The 19,962-nt window shown below is 41.0% G+C and carries 15 protein-coding genes; 8 read left to right on the forward strand and 7 right to left on the reverse strand.

The genetic code is table 11. The features are described from left to right. The first annotated feature begins 84 nt into the window (after positions 1–84). Entirely contained in the window at positions 85–1,182 is a 1,098-nt protein-coding gene (locus AN394_RS09895; RefSeq protein ID WP_235576253.1) for a serine hydrolase, read from the forward strand. Between the two features lie 24 nt (positions 1,183–1,206). Here AN394_RS09895 and AN394_RS09900 read toward each other — a convergent pair whose 3' ends face one another. Then, positions 1,207–2,112, reverse strand: coding sequence for a LysR family transcriptional regulator (locus AN394_RS09900; protein ID WP_082422971.1), 906 nt, complete (start codon positions 2,110–2,112; stop codon positions 1,207–1,209). Between the two features lie 110 nt (positions 2,113–2,222). Between AN394_RS09900 and AN394_RS09905 the strand changes: the two genes are divergently transcribed. Next, complete coding sequence (locus tag AN394_RS09905) at positions 2,223–2,981, forward strand: SDR family NAD(P)-dependent oxidoreductase (protein ID WP_055021410.1); 759 nt, start codon at positions 2,223–2,225, stop codon at positions 2,979–2,981. Positions 2,982–3,072: 91 nt separating this feature from the next. After that, complete coding sequence (locus tag AN394_RS09910; protein WP_054562642.1) at positions 3,073–3,690, forward strand: LysE family translocator; 618 nt, start codon at positions 3,073–3,075, stop codon at positions 3,688–3,690. Positions 3,691–3,748: 58 nt separating this feature from the next. On the opposite strand, the gene AN394_RS09915 is transcribed toward AN394_RS09910, so the two are convergent. Further along, positions 3,749–4,657: a LysR family transcriptional regulator gene (locus AN394_RS09915; RefSeq protein ID WP_055021411.1), complete on the reverse strand. Its 909-nt coding sequence runs from the start codon at positions 4,655–4,657 to the stop codon at positions 3,749–3,751. A gap of 118 nt (positions 4,658–4,775) precedes the next feature. On the opposite strand from AN394_RS09915, the gene AN394_RS09920 reads away from it, so the two are divergent. Continuing rightward, positions 4,776–6,752: a ligand-gated channel protein gene (locus tag AN394_RS09920; protein ID WP_055021412.1), complete on the forward strand. Its 1,977-nt coding sequence runs from the start codon at positions 4,776–4,778 to the stop codon at positions 6,750–6,752. 75 nt (positions 6,753–6,827) lie between these two features. Here the strand turns inward: AN394_RS09920 and AN394_RS09925 are convergent, their stop codons facing one another. From AN394_RS09925 to AN394_RS09935, 3 genes are read right to left on the reverse strand one after another with little or no spacing between them, the layout of a single operon-like run. Continuing rightward, positions 6,828–7,748 (reverse strand): sugar kinase, encoded by a 921-nt coding sequence (locus AN394_RS09925; RefSeq protein WP_054562504.1) that lies wholly within the window; start codon positions 7,746–7,748, stop codon positions 6,828–6,830. Further along, on the reverse strand, positions 7,748–9,235 hold the full coding sequence (locus AN394_RS09930; protein ID WP_055021413.1) for a UxaA family hydrolase: 1,488 nt from the start codon (positions 9,233–9,235) through the stop codon (positions 7,748–7,750). Before AN394_RS09930 ends, AN394_RS09925 begins: the two co-directional genes overlap by 1 nt. A gap of 2 nt (positions 9,236–9,237) precedes the next feature. Next, entirely contained in the window at positions 9,238–10,716 is a 1,479-nt protein-coding gene (locus AN394_RS09935; protein WP_268795654.1) for a tagaturonate reductase, read from the reverse strand. Positions 10,717–10,981: 265 nt separating this feature from the next. On the opposite strand from AN394_RS09935, the gene AN394_RS09940 reads away from it, so the two are divergent. The 4 genes from AN394_RS09940 (at position 10,982) to AN394_RS09955 (ending at position 14,859) form a co-directional block, all read left to right on the forward strand. Next, positions 10,982–11,971 (forward strand): TRAP transporter substrate-binding protein, encoded by a 990-nt coding sequence (locus AN394_RS09940; protein ID WP_055021415.1) that lies wholly within the window; start codon positions 10,982–10,984, stop codon positions 11,969–11,971. Further along, on the forward strand, positions 11,968–12,453 hold the full coding sequence (locus AN394_RS09945; protein ID WP_054562500.1) for a TRAP transporter small permease: 486 nt from the start codon (positions 11,968–11,970) through the stop codon (positions 12,451–12,453). The genes AN394_RS09940 and AN394_RS09945 overlap by 4 nt, the downstream gene beginning before the upstream one ends. Then, complete coding sequence (locus AN394_RS09950; RefSeq protein WP_054562499.1) at positions 12,453–13,754, forward strand: TRAP transporter large permease; 1,302 nt, start codon at positions 12,453–12,455, stop codon at positions 13,752–13,754. The genes AN394_RS09945 and AN394_RS09950 overlap by 1 nt, the downstream gene beginning before the upstream one ends. Before the next feature lie 88 nt (positions 13,755–13,842). Beyond that, positions 13,843–14,859, forward strand: coding sequence for a LacI family DNA-binding transcriptional regulator (locus AN394_RS09955; RefSeq protein WP_054562498.1), 1,017 nt, complete (start codon positions 13,843–13,845; stop codon positions 14,857–14,859). 35 nt (positions 14,860–14,894) lie between these two features. Here the strand turns inward: AN394_RS09955 and uxaC are convergent, their stop codons facing one another. After that, complete coding sequence (uxaC, locus tag AN394_RS09960) at positions 14,895–16,337, reverse strand: glucuronate isomerase (protein WP_055021416.1); 1,443 nt, start codon at positions 16,335–16,337, stop codon at positions 14,895–14,897. Between the two features lie 288 nt (positions 16,338–16,625). Continuing rightward, entirely contained in the window at positions 16,626–19,406 is a 2,781-nt protein-coding gene (locus tag AN394_RS09965; RefSeq protein WP_055021417.1) for a TonB-dependent receptor, read from the reverse strand. Positions 19,407–19,962 lie beyond the last annotated feature (556 nt).

The raw sequence follows: 19,962 nt of genomic DNA on the forward strand, positions 1-19,962 counted from the left end.
TACTTTTATATTTTTATTAAGTGATAAGCGGTTAGTCAATTAATTTAAGCCATTAAAGTGGCAGTTATAATTACAAGGATGCTCATGAATAAGTTTATAATTCTAATATTATTTTTAATATCGTCTTGCTCATTACATGCAAAACAAACCAAAAGTTTAGAATTTTCTAAAGTGCTAGATAAGGAGATCCCTTTAATTCTTGAAAAAAGCAAAGCGCGTGGTATTGCTATATCGATTGTTCAAGGGAATGAGGTGCTTGGTTCATATTCTTATGGCTATGCTGACGCTGAAAATAGAACCCCAATCACACACAAAACTTTATTCAATGTTGGCTCCATTTCTAAAGTGATTACGGCTTGGGGCGCAATGAAACTAGTTGAACAAGGTAAAGTTGAACTTGATAAACCAATTAATGATTATTTAAAAAGCTGGAAAATACCGAATTCTCAGTTTGATGCTAACAAAGTAACTTTACGTAATATTCTCTCTCATACTGCAGGGCTTTCATTAAGTGGGTACAATGGATGGAGCGCTGAAGATCCATTACCTACTCTTGTAGAGTCATTAGAAGGCGATAACACGGGTGATGGAGCCGTTAAAATTATTCATGAACCTGATACTAAATGGTCATATTCAGGTGGTGGTTACACGATAGTTCAGCTGTTAATTGAAGACCTGACTAATCAATCTTTCAGTAATTTTATGACTGAAAACGTTCTTCTACCCCTCGGAATGACAAATTCTTCGTTTGATATCAATAGTATTTCTCCGGCAAACCTGGCTAGTCCTTACGATGAGAATGGCAACAAAACAGCTATGGTGTATTTTACAGAAACTGCTGCCGCTGGCTTTATAACAACTGCAGATGATTTAGCTAAGTTTAATCAGGCAGTGCTAAAAAATGAGCAAGGTAATTATATTGGTTCAAATATTTTATCAAATCAGCTTATTGCAAATATGATTCAAGTTCAGCCTCACACAGAAGGGCGATGGAGTATGAGTTATGTCGTAGACTCTGAGAATAAGAGTCTTGGTTTTGCAGGGTTTAATAGAGGCTGGACATCATTAACTCGCTCTGTGACAGATAAAAATATTGGTTACGTAATTTTAAACAATAGTAGCGTTGGTGGAGTGAATAATGAAATTGATCAACTTCTGCTATCTGTAATTAAAGGTAGTTAAACTGAAGTGCATATAGCAAGCATCTTAGCTCTGCGTAATCGGTTTTAATTGCTCGCTTAACCAATCAATAAACACTCGGGTGCGCCTTGGTAAATGGCGCCTATTTGGGTAGACGATGTTCATAGGCATGGGTGGCAAATTATAGTCAGGTAAAACTTGGATAAGTTCACCACGACTAAGCTCGTCGAGAACACCATGACGTGGCACTTGAATAAGACCAAGCCCAGCTAAGCACGCTGCTTTATAGGCATCTGTATTGTTAACTGTAAGTTGTGATTTCATGGTGAGGGTTTGCCAATCGCCTTGTGTATCTTGGTATTCAAAGCCGGGGTCAAGTTGACCGAGTGTTTGGCTATAGCGAACAATGTAGTGCTTGGCTAAATCGCTAAGTTCTGTGATGTTGCCATAGCTTTTAATATATTCTGGGCTTACACAGTTAATCATCGGGCAGTGGCCAATTCTTTTCGCAATCAGCGATGAGTCTTCTAAATTACCGGCTCGCACTACACAATCAAAGCCTTCTTCAATTAGGTTAACTCGTCTGTCAGAACTACTCAGTTCAATCTCTAACTGCGGGTGTGCAGATAAAAAGCTGTCTAGATTCGGCAGCACTAAACGTCTGCTAATTGGCTGTGGCATATCTACTCTAAGACGCCCTGATAACGCTTCGTTTTTTTTATGAAATAGGGTTTGTAGTTCATCTATATCAGCAAGCATATCTTTGCAGCGCTGATAAAAAACCGTGCCTTCGTTAGTAAGCGTAACTCGTCTTGTTGTGCGGTTTAGAAGCCGAGCACCTAACGTATCTTCGAGTTGTTTGACCAACTGCGAAACAGATGATTTAGGCATGCTCAGTGCAAGTGCTGCAGCCGAAAAGCTTTTTTGCTCTGCAACCTGAACAAAGGTTTTCATGGCATTCAGTTCATTCATGATTGTTTGTTATTTGCGAACAGTTAATTCAATTTTACATGGTTTATCTGAATTTGCAGTGTAAATATACTGATTGCTCACAATTACTTCAAAGCAAAAGGGTCAACACGATGAGCAACAAAATTGCAGTGATCACAGGTGGTAATCGCGGATTAGGTAAAAATACAGTTTTAAGTTTGGCACGTAAGAACATTGATTGCGTATTTACTTACAGAAGCCATAAAGATGAAGCGCAGCAAGTTGTAAAGGAAGTCGCAGCGCTAGGGGCAAATGCCGTCGCCATTCAACTTGATGTGAGCGATATTTTAGGTTTTGCTGAATTCAAAAAAACACTTGAAAGTACCTTGGCAACAAAATGGCAAACATCTCGATTTGATTATTTAATTAATAACGCAGGCCATGGCAGTGATAGTGCATTTGCTGATACCAGTGAAGCTATGTTTGATAATTTGATGAATGTACATGTAAAAGGGGTGTTTTTCGTAACGCAAGCATTGCATGAGATGATCAATGATGGTGGGCGTATTATTAACTTATCTTCTGGGCTGACACGCTTTACATTACCAGGAAAAGCGGCCTACGCCACCATGAAAGGGGCCGTTGAGGTATTGACCAAATACATGGCAAAAGAACTTGCTGGTCGCAATATTGCCGTGAATGTCGTCGCTCCAGGCGCAATTGCCACTGATTTTGGTGGCGGTGCTGTTCGTGATAATGAGCATGTTGCGCAATTAGTGAGTTCATTTACAGCCATGGGACGCGTTGGCCAAGCTGATGATATTGGTCCTATGATTGCGCAGCTACTTGGTGATGAAAACCGTTGGGTGACCGGGCAGCGCATTGAAGCATCGGGCGGTATGTTTTTATAAGCCTGTTAGCAATCGCGTGTTTGTTTGCTTATTTAAGCGAATGTGATTTAATCGCTTTCTCTTTTTAAGCAATAAACATGTGATTGCATTTATGCTCGATTTAGCAGTACTCGCGGTTTTTATTCCGACCTTTTTCTTTGTTTCTATTACACCTGGTATGTGTATGACGCTCGCCATGACGTTAGGAATGAGTGTAGGTGTTAGACGTACGCTGTGGATGATGGTCGGCGAAGTGTTAGGCGTTGCTACGGTAGCCATTGCTGCGGTGATAGGGGTTGCCAGTATTATGCTTAATTACCCTGAGTTATTTGCCTTTTTAAAATACTTAGGTGGTGCGTACTTAATTTACCTAGGGGTTAATATGTGGCGCGCTAAAACCAGCTTTAAACCTAACGATGATACACAGCAACAAATTGGCCGTGGGCAATTGTTTTCGCAGGGTTATATTACTGCCATTGCAAACCCAAAAGGGTGGGCATTTATGATTTCTTTACTCCCTCCGTTTATTAATGTTGATTTGGCGGTTGCCCCACAACTTGCGGTATTAGTGAGCATTATTATGCTGAGCGAATTTATCTGTATGTTGATTTACGCAACAGGCGGTAAAAGCTTAAGGCTGTTTTTGGATAAAGGCGATAATGTGAAGTGGTTAAACCGTATTGCTGGCGCGTTAATGATGTGTGTGGGCGTTTGGCTGGCGCTAGGCTAATACTAATTTGGATGATACCCATCCGAATACGGCAAATGGGTATTATCCTTGTAGCGTCTTAATCAACTAACTCAACTTGCTTAGACACATGGTTAAAGCACAGTTTCAACGTATCAATGGCAGTTTTTGTTTTTGCCGCTAAGCTGTCTCTGGCAGGTGTTACTGCATAGACAGTGTAATTTGGCATTGCCCATTCGGGTGCAATTTCAACCAGCTCTTTCGATTTTAATAAATGCCTGACTTCTGGCTCTGGTAGCACGCCATAGCCAACACCATCACACACTAATTTAATTAAGCTTTGCATATTATTTACGGTGATCTTCGCTTTTGGTAATGGCTTGCTTGCCAGCGTTGACGGGTTAAACGCATTACTGTCGGCGTTGCTATGGGCGATACGGGCAAAGTTGCCAAGGTCATCCCAACTTGCTTTATCGAGTTTGCTAATTGCATGGTCTTTATGAGCGCATAGCTTTAACGGCCAAGTAGCTAATTTACGAGCAACGAGGTTAGAGTCAGTTAATGGGCCAATCGCAATCGCTAGGTCAGCGCCGCATTTGATCATATCAATTGGCTCATCAGTCAAAATTAACTGAATACGTAAATCATCAAACTCGTTAATTAAGCGATCTAATGGCTCGCTTAATAGGCCGCCGCCAAACCCCACAGGCGCAACTAATTTGAGCTCGCCACTGGGCTTATTTTGTAATTGTTGCAATTGCGTACTGGCCTGATCAGCTAGTGCCAGTATTTTTAAACAGCTTTGATAATACAGATGGCCCGCCTCGGTTAACGTGAGTTCGCGTGGGCTGCGGTTAAATAGGCTCAATCCGATTTCTTGTTCTAATTGCTTAATGTGTTGACTGACAGCCGATGTGGTCATCGATAACTCTGCAGCTGCACTGCTCATGTTGCCTGTTTCAACAGTACGAGAAAATACACGTAATGTTTTTATCAGCTTGGAATTCATGGTTCAGGCCTTCTTAATTCAGTTTTAAGAAATCGTAAATTGTGAAAATTGGGACTTCTCATTAGTATGCAAACGCTAATTATTATCATTTATAAACAAAAAGTCACGGAGTATTATTATGACGAGGGTTGTTTCTTCTGTTTTACCACTCACCGCTGCTGTGTTCGCAGGTCTTTCCCATTTTGCATACGCTGATGACAAAAAACAAGACATGGAAGTAATCGTTGTATCAGCTTCTGGTTACGAGCAAATGCTAAAAGAGGCGCCAGCCAGTATCAGTGTTATTGACCGTGAGCAGCTTGAAAAGCGTTTTTACCGTGATCTAACCGATGCGATGACCGATGTTCCCGGTGTGGTTGTCACAGGTGGTGGCGACAGAAAAGATATCAGTCTTCGCGGGATGGCAAGTCAATATACTTTGATTTTAATTGACGGCCAGCGCCAAACCTCACGCGAAACTCGTCCAAACAGTGATGGCCCAGGTGTAGAAGGAGCATGGACTCCACCTATTTCAGCAATTGAGCGTATCGAGGTTATTCGCGGTCCTATGTCTTCACTATATGGCTCAGATGCAATCGGTGGTGTTATCAATATTATTACCCGTAAAACACCAGAAAAATGGTACGGCGAACTGCGTTTAGACAGCACGATTCAAGAATCAAGTGACTCGGGTAATATCAACCAAGGCAGTTTCTTTACTGCGGGTGGCTTAATTCCTGAGTTATTAGGTATGCAGTTATCAGGTCAGTTTTCAAAGCGTGACGAAGACGATTTTGAAGCTGGTTTTCGTGGTAAAGAGCAAAGCAATATAAAAGCTAAGTTTATCTTAACGCCCTCTGATAGCCATGAAATTATGCTTGAAGTAGGCTCTGCAAAACAAAAACTCGACGAAACATTAGGCAAAACAGTTGCTCCTTTAGCTGAAGGTGAAAGCTGTGGTCGACGTGGTTGCCCAGAGTCATCAACCACAGAGTACGACCAAGAAAGCTACTCACTAAGTCATAATGGTTTTTATGATTTTGGTTCATCACGCAGTTACTTAAAGTACGATAAATTCGATAATACCTCTCGTGAAATGTACGTCGAAAATACTGATGCGCAAACAAGCTGGACTTTACCTTTTACCAATCATAATGCTGCATTTGGGGCGTCATATTTAAAAGAAGAGCTGGACGACTACACCAGTAACCGCATTAGTGACTTAACGCATGTTGAGAACGAGCAGTGGTCAGTATTTGCAGAAGATGAGTGGGCAGCAACCAAGCAATTTAAACTCACTACCGGTCTTCGTTATGACCATGATGGCAATTTTTCAGGCCATTTCAGCCCGCGTTTATATGGTGTGTATACAGCGACTAAATCATTGACGGTGAAAGGCGGTATCTCAACAGGCTTTAGAGCACCGAATATTCGTCAATCTACCGCAGCGTGGGGGCAAGTGAGCCGAGGTGGTAATATTTACGGTAACCCAGATTTAAGCCCTGAAAAATCAGTAAACTACGAAATGGGTATCTACTATGATGCCAGCCGTGATTTATCGCTTTCAAGCACCGTATTTTACAACGAATTTGAAGATAAAATTACCCGTATTTCGTGCCCACTCACTCAGTGTACTGATGGGCCAAACCAGTTTGGTTCAATGCCAACGACCTATGTCAATGTGGATGAAGCCGTTACGCAAGGCTTTGAGTTATCAGTATCTTACGACATTACCAGTGAGCTTGATGTCAGTGCCAACTACACCTACACCGACTCTGAGCAAAAAACCGGTGAATACAAAGGCAGCCCACTTAACCAATTACCTAAGCATATTTTACAAACTTCAGTTAATTGGCGCCCGGTTGATAAGCTAGGTACGTGGCTGCGTGTTCATTACCGCGGCGAAGAAAGCCAGCCGACAACAGGCCCGTCGCAAGACAGCTTAATTGCGCCAGATTACACCTTGGCTGATATTGGTGGTAACTACGATTTAAGCCGCAGCATTAAGTTAGGATTTGGTGTTTATAATCTGTTTGATAAAGAAATCACTGAAGATGAATACGGATATGTTGAAGATGGTCGACGTTATTGGGTTTCTCTAGGCTTTAACTTTTAAATAATTATTAAGTTATTCGTATTTGCAGGTTTAACCACTAAGTTAATTGGTGGTTAAACCTTATTTTAGTAAAACTTAGGTTGTTATCTCAACGATAGCGCCGTAGTGCTGAATGACTTGCCCTGCAATATAATTTCCTTGTTTTGCGCATTTTTCAATAGCCTGATCCTGCAGCCAAGCCGACAAAAAACCAGCATTAAATGCATCTCCTGCCGCTGTTGTATCAATGACTTTATTAATTTTATTGGTAGGATAATGCGTTGCATTTTGCTGCTCTAAAGTACTGTATTGGCAACCATTTCCACCATCTTTAATTACAAGTTCTTTAACGCCTAATTCATGAAGCCACACTTTACAAGCTGAAATATCTTTGCAACTCCAAATCATTGCTTCATCATCAAACGTTACCAAAGCCAGGTCGGCTAATTGCGCCATCCGCTTATTAATATCCTGACAGTATTGCATCGAATGCCATAACGAAGGCCTGTGATTGCTATCATAAATTATTTTTACACCTGCGCGTTTTAAGTTTGTCAGCTCGTTAAGTAATGCATAGCAATCATCTGGGGGCAAAATTGCCAAACTAATGCCTGATAAATAAATAGCATCAAACTCAGTTAATTTATTGATGATATTATAAAATTTGGGCTGCTGAACAAGGTGCTTTGCTGCAGAATTATTGCGCCAATATTGAAAAGAACGCTCGCCATGTTGGTCTGTATGAATCATATAAAGGCCAGCGTGTCTTTGCTTATCTTTGAGAACAAAGTCGCAATTTATTTGATAATCCTGCCAACGAGCTATCATAGCTTGGCTTAATGCATCTTCACCCATGGCAGTTATATAACAGACATCGACTTTTTCGCCCGCTAATTTCTTTAGGTAAATTGCGGTATTCATGGTGTCACCACCAAAGTTTTGTTGCATGGCTGTGAACAGCTCGCCAGACAATTCCACCATACACTCTCCAATAATGGCGACTTTTTTAGCCTGCATTACAGAGTGACTCCTTTTTTCCAAATGGCGACTTCACGAATATCATTAACTTCGTTACAAGTTGGCTTACCATTTACTATCTCAACTAATAAATCGACAAATTCCTGATGCACTTCAGGCATGCTTTTACCGCTGACTAGCACACCGGCATCAAAGTCTATCCAGCGCGTTTTCTTATTTGCCAGCTCTGAGTTAGTAGCAATTTTTAAAGTCGGCACAAAGCCACCATAAGGCGTACCTCGACCGGTTGTGAATAGCACAATATGACAGCCTGCAGCGGCAAGTGCGCTGGTGGCAATGGGATCATTACCCGGTGCATTAAGTAAATTTAAACCAGCGACACTTAAGCGTTCACCATACTCAAGCACAGCCTGTACTTTGCTTGTGCCAGCCTTTTGTGTACAACCCAACGACTTATCTTCTAATGTACTAATTCCGCCTTTTTTATTGCCAGGAGAAGGGTTTTCGTAAATAGGTTGATTGTGTGCTTTGTAATAACCTTTAAAGTTATTAACCATGCTGACAAGTTGATTAAAGGTTTCTTCATCTTTACAGCGAGACATGAGTAATGTCTCTGCACCAAACATCTCGGGGACTTCCGTTAGGACTGTCGTGCCTCCTTGAGCAATTAAGTAATCAGAGAAGTAGCCAAGCATGGGGTTGGCTGTGATCCCAGATAGGCCATCACTGCCTCCACACTCAAGGCCAAATTTTACTTCACTGAGCTTGCCGGTTTCTCGCTTATCGTGTTTAACGACGTTGTAGATTTGTTCAAGCAGAGCTACGCCATCTTCAATTTCATCATCAGAGTGCTGTGAAATTAAAAACTTAATTCGTGATTCGTCTATTTCACCTAAACCCGCTTTAAACGCTGCTAATTGGTTATTTTCGCAACCTAGACCAACGATTAACGCGCCACCGGCATTAGGGTGTAAGGCCATATCTTGCAATAAAACTTTTGTGGTTGCTAAATCATCGCCTAACTGAGAGCAGCCAAATTGATGTGGAAATATGTGTACGCCATCAATTTCAAGTTCAGCATGGTTACGTAAAAACTCATCTTTCATTTGTTTGATCATGCCATTCACGCAGCCAACGGTTGGGATCAACCATATCTCGTTACGAATACCAATCTCACCATTGGCACGACGATAAATATTAACCTCAGGTGATGACTCCTCGGGGGCTTGTGCAACGAACTCTGGCTGATATTGGTATGTTAATTCATCATGCAACGTTGTTTTGATGCAATGTGTGTGTACCCATGCGCCAGGATTAATATCTTCAAGTGCAAAACCAATTGGGGCGCCATATTTAATGACTCGCTCACCCTTAGCAATCGGCTTAAGCGCAACTTTATGACCCTTATCTATATCTTCTAACGTTGTAAAAGAAAAGCCTTCAAATTCGATTCTTTCATTTGCATTGATTGGCTGTAAGGCAATGGCCACATCATCAGTATTGTGAAGTCGTAATAGTCTGCTCATGGTTATGACTCCAATAAGTTAACAAGCGTTTGTTCAACTGAGCTTGATAGCATTAGGCTTAGTTGCTCAGTCACTTTATCTGTAAGGCCTGCAATTTCATTTAAGTCTTTATCCCAATGCCACTTAGCAGCTAACACAGAGCTTACTAGCTCATTGGTTGTTATTGATCCTTGCTGATGTTGTTGCCATTGCTCGTTGAATAAAGCCAACCACTTTGGATTGTCGGCTAATTCAATTTTGTCGTCATTTCGCTCGCCACGATAAAACAATATTTGCCCAGCTAAAGCTGTTGCGATGAGTAGTGGTACAGTTTCGTTATCGCTAATATATTGCTCTAATTGAGGTAACAGGCGTGTTTTGAATTTAGTCATGCTATTTAATGAAATAGACATCAGTAGGTGACATATATAAGGGTTTCTAAAGCGGTTTAAAACGTCATTAGCGAAAACCTGTAACTCTTCTTTAGGCAAGGATAGAGTAGGGATGATTTCATCAAATATCAGTTTAGTAACATATTTTTCAAGAAGAGGTGAAGCGAGAGCCTCGCCAACTGAATCAATATTTGCCATATAGGCAAGTGGAACCATAGCAGTATGCGCACCGTTCAAAATAGCCACTTTACGCTGCTTATAAGGCGCAATATCGTCAACAACCTTAATGTTTAAGTCACTGCCTTTAAGGTGTAATACATCAGCTAAATGCTGTGGTCCTTGGATCACAAATAAATGAAAGTATTCTGCTGTTACCATGAAGTTGTCGTAATAACCGCATTGTTGCTGTAAAGCTTGATGTTCATCGCGCGGAAAGCCCGTCACAATACGGTCAACGAGAGATGAACAAAAATGATTGTGCTCGTTAAGCCAGTTCACAAACTCGCTTGGTAAATCCCATAACTGACTGTACTGCAATACAATATCTTTAAGCTTTTCGCCATTATAATCAATAAGTTCACAAGGAATTATGATCATGCCACTACTACTTGCACCATTGAAGTGCTTGAAGCGGTGAAATAACCATTGCGTTAGTTTTGCTGGAAATGCTTTTGCAGGTGTATCAGATAACTTGTCCTCGGGAATGTATTCAATGCCGGCTTCTGTCGTATTCGAAAAAATGACTTTAAGGTAGCTGTTCTCAGCAAGCTTTAAATAGTTATCAAACTCTTTGTAAACAGGGATTTCTTCGTTAACGCAACTGATAATACGCTGCTCAGAAACAGCTTTGTTTTGCTCATTGATACCACGAATAATACAGGTATATAAGCCATCCTGTGTATTAAGAAGCGGCAGCGAGTCGTAGTCGATGGGTCTTATGATAGCAACACCGGCATTTAAACCTGTTTGTTCGTTAAGCTTATCTATTTGCCAATCGACAAATGCACGTAAAAAATTGCCTTCTCCAAACTGCATTATACTCGTTGGATATTTGTTTTTATTAAAGTTTTTACGATTTAAAGTTTGCATTTTTGTGCCCGCTCTTAGCATTGTTACAGTGTATTGCAGAACATAGTAGTTAATTTTGCCACCGGTGGCAAATAAGATTTGACAATTTGCTACCGGTAGTCAAAACTGGCCTTTAACAAATAAGTAATACAATTAACGTTTGTTTATAGCTTTCCATTTAAAACTCACAAAATTTTTTAAATGGATACGCAGGTCATAGCTTGGATTGCCGTGTACCTTAATGAAATATAAAGGATTATATAAGACAACATGAACACACAACTGAACACACAAAGAAGACACAACAATGCATAAAATTCTTCTGAGCACGCTATTTCTCTGCTGCTGTTTATTTTTTATCAGTGCTTGCAGTGACGACAACAAGGTTATTCGCCTAACAATGGCGCATACATTAGATACCCGTCATGTTACCCATCAAGCCATGGAGTATATGGCAGAGCGTTTAGCTTATTACTCTGATAATCAAATGGAAATTGTGATTTATCCCGCAGCACAATTAGGCACGGAAAGAGAGTTAATAGAGCTATTACAAATCGGTAGTTTGTCGATGACAAAAGTATCGTCAAGCCCACTTGAAGGCTTTGTGCCTCAAATGAAAGTATTTGGAGTGCCTTATTTATTTAACGATAGTGAGCACTTTTGGAAAGTACTCAATAGTCAGCTTGGGCAAAAATTGCTTGATGACCTAGCTGTAGCTCGCCTTAAAGGGCTTGGCTATTATGATGCGGGTAGTCGCAGCTTTTACACAACAGATGCAGCTATTAGAACGCCCGATGACTTAATAGGTAGCAAAATTAGAGTTGTAACTAGCCCAATGGCTATTGCTACTGTGCAGTCTTTAGGTGGCGCTGCCACTCCCATTGCGTGGGGTGAACTTTATTCTGCCCTGCAACAAGGTGTTGTCGATGGTGCAGAAAATAACCCGCCTAGCTATTACCTATCTCGTCATTATGAAATTGCGAAGTACTACACCCTAGATGAACACACTTTTGTGCCTGACATCGTAGTTGCTAGTCAAAAGGTTTGGCAGCAATTAACGACTCAGCAGCAACACTGGCTGAAGTTGGCAATGCAAGATTCTGTTACCTATCAACGTAGTTTGTGGCAATCAGCATCTGATCAGGCATTACAGGCCGTTGTTGATGCGGGTGTTGAGGTTATTTACCCAGATAAACAAGTGTTTCAAGAGAAAGTAGCCCCTTTTCATGCCTCATTTAAAGGCACGCCTATCGCCGCACAAATTGCGGCAATAAAAGCGATGCAGGAGGCGTTATGAAAGAGTTTAATGCGAAAATAAATCAGCTCATTGAATGGGTATTAATTGTTGCGATGTTTGCCATTGTTGCAGTCGTTAGTTGGCAGGTGTTCTCACGCTTTATTTTGCGGTCCCCTAACTCTTACACTGAAGAACTTGCTCGTTTTTTACTTATGTGGATAGGCGTTTTAGGTGCTTCGTATGCCTATCGTACCCGAGCACACTTAGGGCTTGATCTTTTCTATCAAAAGATGATTCCAACGATACGTCGTAAGTGTTCATTTTTAATTGAGTTTTCAGTACTGATTACCGCGCTCAGCCTATTAGTTTATGGAGGCGGTATGTTGATGAACTTAAGCTTTGCATTAGATCAACGTTCAGCTGCTCTTGGGATCAATATGGGGTTTATTTACGCTGCTTTGCCAATTAGTGGCGTACTCATCACATTCAATTGCATTGAAAATATCATTTATTTTTTTAGACAAACACAGGAGCAAGAATAATGGAAATGACAGCCATCTTGTTGCTTGTTTGTTTTTTCACACTGCTGCTAATCAATGTGCCGATATCGATTAGTATTGCTCTGTCGACGTTGTTAGCACTGGTTTTACACATGGATTTTACCCCAGCGGCAACGACAATTGCGCAGCAAATGATAGGGGGAATAGACAGCTTTGCACTACTGGCCATTCCGTTTTTTATTTTATCGGGTCTGATCATGGGGCAGGGGGGCATAGCTAGGCGTTTAATTGAATCTGCTATGGCTATGGTCGGTTTTTTACCGGGCGGATTAGCGCTGGTCAATGTGATGTCTTGTATGATGTTTGGCGCAATTTCTGGTTCTGCAGTGGCGGCCACATCGGCGATAGGCAGCTTTATGGTGCCAGAAATGAAAAAGCACGGTTATAGTGAAAATTTCGCCGCCGCAGTTACGGCCAGCGCAGCAACCACGGGTATGCTAATACCGCCAAGTAACATCTTAATTATTTATGCTATAGCAAGTGGCGGAGTGTCGATCGCGGCACTGTTTGTTGCTGGGTATTTACCAGGTATTTTACTGGGATTAACACTGATGTTGGTTTGTGCCATCTATTCTTTAAAAAACAACTACCCCGTAGCAGCACGTTTACCACTTGCTTTGGTTTTAGAAAAAGTGATTGCAGCCATCCCTAGTTTGCTACTCATCATAATCGTTATTGGCGGTATCATAGGAGGTGTATTCACAGCCACAGAAGCAGGGGCTGTCGCTGTATTATATGCACTGGTTTTAGCTGTTTTTGTGTATAAAGAATTATCGCTAGATGAGTTACCTAAACTACTGCTAAAAGCTTGTGAAACAACGGCAATCGTGATGCTTATTATTGCCGCTTCTAGTGCGATGTCGTGGGTTTTATCTTATTCACACATTCCGCAAATAGTGAGTCAATTTTTCTTAACCTTAAGTGATAACCCATTACTGATTTTGTTATTAATCAATCTCATTTTGATATTAGTGGGTGCCTTTATCGATATGACACCTGCAGTGCTTATATTTACTCCGATCTTTTTGCCCGTTGCAGCACAGTTTGGCATGTCACCGGTGCAATTTGGGGTAATGATAGTGCTTAATTTATCAATCGGTTTGGTATCGCCGCCGGTTGGTAGTGTATTGTTTGTCAGCTGCGCAGTAGCAAAAACTTCGCTTCATAAAATCATTAAGCCAATGCTGCCTTTGTATTGTGTGATGTTTATGGTGCTTATGTTGGTGACCTATTTACCTGCCATAAGTGAGTTTTTACCTCGCTTACTAGGGTTGATTGATTAATAAAAACAATTGCTTTGCTAGAGTTAACAGCTTTTATGGATAAAAGCTTGGTGCTACTATAGCTAAGTTAGTTATTTCGGGATCTTCTATGTCAGTGACAATTAATGATATTGCCCGCTTATCGGGGGTATCAAAACGTACCGTTTCTCGTGTAATAAATAGCTCACCTGCGGTAGGTGAAGCAACACGTGAAAAAGTGCTTGAGATAATAAAGCAAACAGGCTTCTCGCCAGATAAGCAAGCCAGGGGTTTAGCCTCAAGCCGTTCGTATTTGTTAGGGCTAATTTATGATAACCCTGATGCACTCTATATTGATGAAGTGCAACGAGGTGCATTGAGTGTCTGTGCTGAATTAGGCTACGAGTTAGTAGTACACCCAGGTTCTGCAAAACGCGAAGATTTTGTTGATGACTGCTTACGTTTTATCGCTCGTTCAAAATTAGATGGCGTCATTATCTTGCCTCCGGTATCAGAAAACAAAGAGCTCGCTGCAGCTTTAAGAGATGTTGATTGTCCTTACGTAAGGCTTGCATCAGTTGATTTGGATGACGCTGATAATATTGTTGTATCTGACGAGCGTGCAGCAATGCGTGATATGGCAGACCATTTAGTCGAATTAGGCCATCAGGACATTGGCTTTATTTCTGGCCCACAAAATTATCGTTCATCAATAGAGCGTTTAGCTGGCTTTTTAGCTGAATTGCAGGTTTATGATGTAAATTTACCCTCAGAATATATTGTTGAAGGCAAAAATAGTTACGACAGTGGTTTAGAGTGCGCTAGGGAGTTGTTAAGCAAACAACCTAGGCCAACAGCAATCGTTGCTAATAATGATGAGATGGCTGCAGCTGTGCTCCGTGTGGCTAACAACCAAGGTATTAAAGTGCCGGAACAGTTATCGGTCGCGGGGTTCGATGACAATATTCTTGCATCTCGGATCATTCCATCGCTGACAACAATACGCCGACCTGTATTTAATATGGCATGCTTAGCCGTACAAAAGTTGATTAATCGCTCTCGTGGTAATCAAGACAAACTACCTATGCCAAAAACAGTAACGCCACATTTGGTGACACGCGAATCAACATCTCGAGTTCCTGAGTAAGCACGACATTATGTCAATAATGCCGTGCTAGATGTTTATAAGTTATACGCCTTTTTAACCAACCCATAAGTCAGTTGATAAGCAAGCTGGTGGGCTGTTTCAATCGTTATTTGATGATTTGTAACAAGCTCTGCTAAGTAGCGGCAATCAACTCGACGTGCTACATCATGCCTTGCTGGAATCGATAGAAAAGCTCGCGTGTCATCATTAAAACCGACGGTATTATAGAAACCTGCGGTTTCAGTTGTTTGCTGACGAAAACGCAGCATACCTGCAGGGCTATCATGAAACCACCATGCCGGACCTAGTTTTAAACTAGGGTAATGACCAGCAAGCGGTGCCAGCTCACGACTGTAAGTCGTTTCATCTAGGGTAAACAAAATGATTTTTAACTTTGGATGATTACCATATTTACTTAAAAGAGGCTTAAGCGCATTAACATACTCTGTTTGGCTTGGAATATCTGCGCCTTTATCACGTCCAAATTGATTGAAAATTGGCTGGTTATGATTACGATGTGCACCAGGATGAATTTGCATCACAAGTTCATCTTCAATACTCATACCTGCCAGCTCCGTTAGCATTTGGCCACGAAATAGTTCTTGCTCTTGTTCTGTTGCGTTACCTGTGCGGCATTTTTTAAATAATGCTTCACATTCAGATAGTGATAAATCAGCAGTAATCGCACTTGGGTGACCATGGTCGGTTGCAGTTGCTCGACCTTCCTTTTTAAAGTAAGCGCGACGAATGCGAACTGCTTCTAAATAACCTTGCCAAGTACTGGTATCTTGATCTGTTAACTCACCAAGCTTAGCGAGATTGTCAGTAAAGTCTTCTCGGCTCGCATCCACAACATCATCAGGCCTAAATGTGGTTATAACTCGTTTGGCCATAGCTGTATCAGCCATTTCTTTATGGTGTTCAAGTGAATCTAATGCACCTTCAGTAGTTGCTATGAGCTCAATGTTAAAGCGGTCCATTAATGCTTGCGGTTTATAAGCATCTGTTGCAAGTTCAGCGGTGATTTTATCGTAGTATTGTTGTGCGTTTTCAGAGTTAAGTTTTTCTTTAAAACCAAATACATCACAAAAAACGGCATCTAACCAGTAGCCACTTGGGGTACCTGCAAATAGGTAATAGTTATCCGCAAAAATCTGCCAAGCTTTTTTTGGATCTGCATTTTTTGATCGTGTTAAATCGCCATCGATACCATGCTCAGGAATACCAAGCTCGGTTAAATCAATACCTTGACTGTAAAGCATTCTAAATACATAGTGATCTGGTTTTATAAAGAGTTCAGTGGCGTTACCAAAGTTAGGGTTTTTATTAAACCACTTTGGGTCTGTATGGCCATGTGGGCTGACTATTGGAAGATCTTTTATTTCTTCATAAAGTTCTCGGGCAACACTAACAATTGCCGGGTCACTCGAGAATAGCCTATCAGGGTGAAGTGAAAGCGGCTGTGATTTAATTGACATAAGGTTCCTCAAAATCTTGCGTTGCCAGCGGTGGCAAAATTTAAATATGTAATGACTAAACTTAATTAGCAGTGAGTAACTTAGGCACGTTAGTTGTTTTTTAATGGCCTAAGGCTGTTATTTATGCAATCAACTTTAGCAAACATTGCCACCGGTAGCAATGTTGTTACGCGTAGATAAATCTAGTCTATCTAAAATGAAAAAAGCACTGACCCTAAGGGTACAGTGCTTTATTTTCTAACTTGATGGGGAAATCAAATAAACCTTCCTTGGTTTTGCTAAACGTAGTTAGAAGCTATAGCGGAACCCTAAGCCGAATGTACGACTATAAATAGAGGCTGAGTCGTTTAGAACAGTTGGTAGTTCGTAGTATTGACGATAAACCTCATCTGTAAGGTTTGTCGCATCAAATGTCACAACTAAGTCTTCAGTGACATCGTAACTTACTTGGAAGTCTAAACTTTGTTCTGGTCGACGATAAACACCTCGTGGATGTGCGAAACGACCTGAGCCATAGCGATTTAAGAATAAGTCACGCCAAACGTAAGAGAGGCGAGTGCTGAAATTTTCTCGTTCATAAATTAATACACCGCTGTAAGAGGTATCTGAAACACCAAATACGCTTCTGTTTGTGTATCCTGTTAACTCACCTTCGTTGCTAAAAATTGGAATGTCTTGATCCGAATCTAAGAAGGTACCACTTGCTTGAAGGCCAATGCCATCTAACCACTGTGGAACAGATTCAGGGAAGTAAACTAAGCCAACTTCAACGCCTTTCAGAACACCATTGGAGGTGTTGCCAGGTTGAGAAAGTATATAATCTTCCATCTCACCTGTTTCTGGGTTTGGAAATTGAGCTTGGCGTAATGAATCAAAAACAAACCCTTCAATATCTCTGTAGAAGTAGGTCGCATACGCTGAGCTACCTTCATTAAAGTAGTATTCTAGTGAGAAGTCATAGTTCGTAGATTCAACTGGGCGTAGGCTTTGATTACCACCGCTTGCGTTGCCGTAGCCAACATTTGTAGTGTCTGGACGTAAATTAATAAAACTATTTAATTGGCCAAACTCTGGGCGGCGTAAGGTTTGTGTATAAGCAAAACGAGTAATTAAATCATCGCTTAAATGATAGCGTAGCGTTAAATTAGGTAAGAACTTTGCGCTACTATTTCGGCCAGTACTCTGTACTATGCCACCAACTTCTCCATCCCAGTGGTAAAAGTCCATGTCAGCGCCTGCGTAGGTATAGCGAAGACCAATATCACCGTCTAATCGATTACCAAAAAGTTGTGTTTCAAATTGGCTTTGCACATATGCAGCCCATGAAGTTTGGTCGATATCGAAGTTCTTTTGTAGCGTCATTCGACGCTCGCCATCGGCGCTATCGTAGAAATTAAACGTATCACGATACTCTGCACGGTTTTGCCATAAATTTTTTGCATTAAAGGCAACCCATGATCTCGGCAAATCACTTTTCCCATCAAAGAAATCACTATTTACGTAGTGCGCTTCTGAGCCTAGAGATGCTAATGGAATAGGGTTAAATCGATTAGAATCACGACTACTGCTATCAGCTGTACGTTTATCATAACGAACACCTGCTTTAGCTTTTGTAAAGATACCCCAGTCAACATAGAAGTCGAGGTCAAGCGTGAATGTTAAGCCATCACCATTATCTTCACCGCCGTTGTCGAACATGGTACTGGTGGTCCATAAGCTTGGATCGGTTAAATCAAGTGGAGTACCAAACTCTTCATCGTAAACAGTCCATGCCATGATGCCGTCTTCATGATTGAAGTCTGCCATGACAAATGGAAAACGAGTATTTGCCTGCATAGCAACAAACTCACGTTCATATTTACTTGTTTGATAGACCAACTCAGATTTTAGTGTCGCATCTTCAGATAGCGCCCATTTACCACCTAATGCAAACATGTAGCTATCAGTTTGGCTCTTAGAAAAGTCGCCGCTGGTAAATGCACCTGAGTCACCCCAAGCACGAGATTTGATGACATTTGTGCCTTCAAACAACACTGGTTGTGTCACGGTTTCTACCCGTGAAGAATCTGCGTATGAGAATAGTAGGTGGTTATTACTTTCGTTGCGGTAGCCATTGTAAAATGCTTCGAAAATATACTCTGATGTATCATTTGGTGCCCATTGAAATGACAGGTTTACTGCTGGGCGTTCACGTTTACCAGTTAGATCTGACTGATTTAGTGCGTCACGACTTAGATAGTACTCAACCTCACTGTCAGTTGCAGGGTCATACATGGTTGCCCCTGGCGTTCTGTCCATACCGTGCTCAAGGCCAGTTGGCCATGGGTAAATACGATTTAAGTTATCAGCTCTAAATGGCACGAAACCACCTGGCGCACTATTTTCATCTCGGTAGCTGGTGCTAGCAAATGAAAGGTTAATTAATGCGCCTACATCACCAACAGATGACTCCCAACGATTGCTGGCAAGCACACTTACGATAGGATCGGTTTCTTCAGATTGGTCTTGATAAACGCCACGGGCATTGACCACAACCTTTGAGCCTTCAAAATTAAATGGACGTTGGGTGCGAACATTAAGCTGACCCGCAATACCGCTCGCTAATTGGCTGGCATTTCGTGTTTTGTAGACTTTTACACTTTCAAGAAGTGCCGCAGGTATGTCTGCAACAGCAAGTTGACGCCCTGCTGCGGTGAACATTTCGCGGCCATTAATTGTTGTTGTTACATCGGTTAAGCCACGGATTGTAACAGTATTTACTTCACCCGATGCGCGGTCTGTTACCTGTACACCCGTTACACGTTGTAGCGCTTCAACAAGGTTATTATCAGGAAACTTACCAATATCTTCGGCAACAATCGCATCAACAACCTGAATTGATTGGCGCTTGATATTAACGGCTTTATTTAAGCTGCTTCGGATCCCAACAACTTCAATTATTTCAAGGGAATCATTGTTGTCATTTGCTTGAGCGTTTTGTGTTTGCTCTGCGGCGTCATCTGCTGCATAAACACATTGCCCAAAAAGGGCCATACAAATTGTGCTGGCTAATGTCGTTTTCTTAAACATTTAAAATAACCTCCAAAATTATTTTAATGCGAATCAATAACAGAAGTTATTTGATTCAGTGTTAAATCAGCATCATTAGAAAAACCTCTAATGTTCGACAAGGTGCTGATATCGTGTGTTTTTTTATTAAGTGTATTTTTCCTGCAATTTTGCCACCGGTGGCATTTTTAGCCAAATAGTTGCACCGCAAGTAAGCATGCCAGGCTTGTTGTGTTGTCTTCATCCCCCTAACCACGCTCCTAAATTTTATAACACAGAAAATTTAGATGTTTAAGTATTATTATATTCTTTTTAATATTTTGTTACATGTTTCTGCTTATTTTCTAAAATAAGTTGTTTTTTATCAGTTGTTTATTTTTTCGGTGGAATTTCGAAAAAAGAGCATGAGAATGTAGTTACATAGCAATTCGTATTATTTTTATGCTTCATAAAGAGAGGGTTCAGTTGTAGTGCAAGGTTTGATTTCTTTTTGGTGCAAGACAAAAAACAAATGACATAATTGTTAATTTATTTATTAAAATTAATGCAGTAGGTCGTTTTTTAGCGTCAAATATGA

Origin of the sequence: Pseudoalteromonas sp. P1-26 (assembly GCF_001401795.1) — a bacterium.
Classification (GTDB): Bacteria; Pseudomonadota; Gammaproteobacteria; order Enterobacterales; family Alteromonadaceae; genus Pseudoalteromonas.

Coding starts and splice junctions, on each gene's coding strand:
- AN394_RS09895 (WP_235576253.1), top strand. CDS start 85: ATGAATAAGTTTATAATTCTAATATTATTTTTAATATCGTCTTGCTCA.
- AN394_RS09900 (WP_082422971.1), bottom strand. CDS start 2,112: ATGAATGAACTGAATGCCATGAAAACCTTTGTTCAGGTTGCAGAGCAA.
- AN394_RS09905 (WP_055021410.1), top strand. CDS start 2,223: ATGAGCAACAAAATTGCAGTGATCACAGGTGGTAATCGCGGATTAGGT.
- AN394_RS09910 (WP_054562642.1), top strand. CDS start 3,073: ATGCTCGATTTAGCAGTACTCGCGGTTTTTATTCCGACCTTTTTCTTT.
- AN394_RS09915 (WP_055021411.1), bottom strand. CDS start 4,657: ATGAATTCCAAGCTGATAAAAACATTACGTGTATTTTCTCGTACTGTT.
- AN394_RS09920 (WP_055021412.1), top strand. CDS start 4,776: ATGACGAGGGTTGTTTCTTCTGTTTTACCACTCACCGCTGCTGTGTTC.
- AN394_RS09925 (WP_054562504.1), bottom strand. CDS start 7,748: ATGCAGGCTAAAAAAGTCGCCATTATTGGAGAGTGTATGGTGGAATTG.
- AN394_RS09930 (WP_055021413.1), bottom strand. CDS start 9,235: ATGAGCAGACTATTACGACTTCACAATACTGATGATGTGGCCATTGCC.
- AN394_RS09935 (WP_268795654.1), bottom strand. CDS start 10,716: ATGCTAAGAGCGGGCACAAAAATGCAAACTTTAAATCGTAAAAACTTT.
- AN394_RS09940 (WP_055021415.1), top strand. CDS start 10,982: ATGCATAAAATTCTTCTGAGCACGCTATTTCTCTGCTGCTGTTTATTT.
- AN394_RS09945 (WP_054562500.1), top strand. CDS start 11,968: ATGAAAGAGTTTAATGCGAAAATAAATCAGCTCATTGAATGGGTATTA.
- AN394_RS09950 (WP_054562499.1), top strand. CDS start 12,453: ATGGAAATGACAGCCATCTTGTTGCTTGTTTGTTTTTTCACACTGCTG.
- AN394_RS09955 (WP_054562498.1), top strand. CDS start 13,843: ATGTCAGTGACAATTAATGATATTGCCCGCTTATCGGGGGTATCAAAA.
- uxaC (WP_055021416.1), bottom strand. CDS start 16,337: ATGTCAATTAAATCACAGCCGCTTTCACTTCACCCTGATAGGCTATTC.
- AN394_RS09965 (WP_055021417.1), bottom strand. CDS start 19,406: ATGTTTAAGAAAACGACATTAGCCAGCACAATTTGTATGGCCCTTTTT.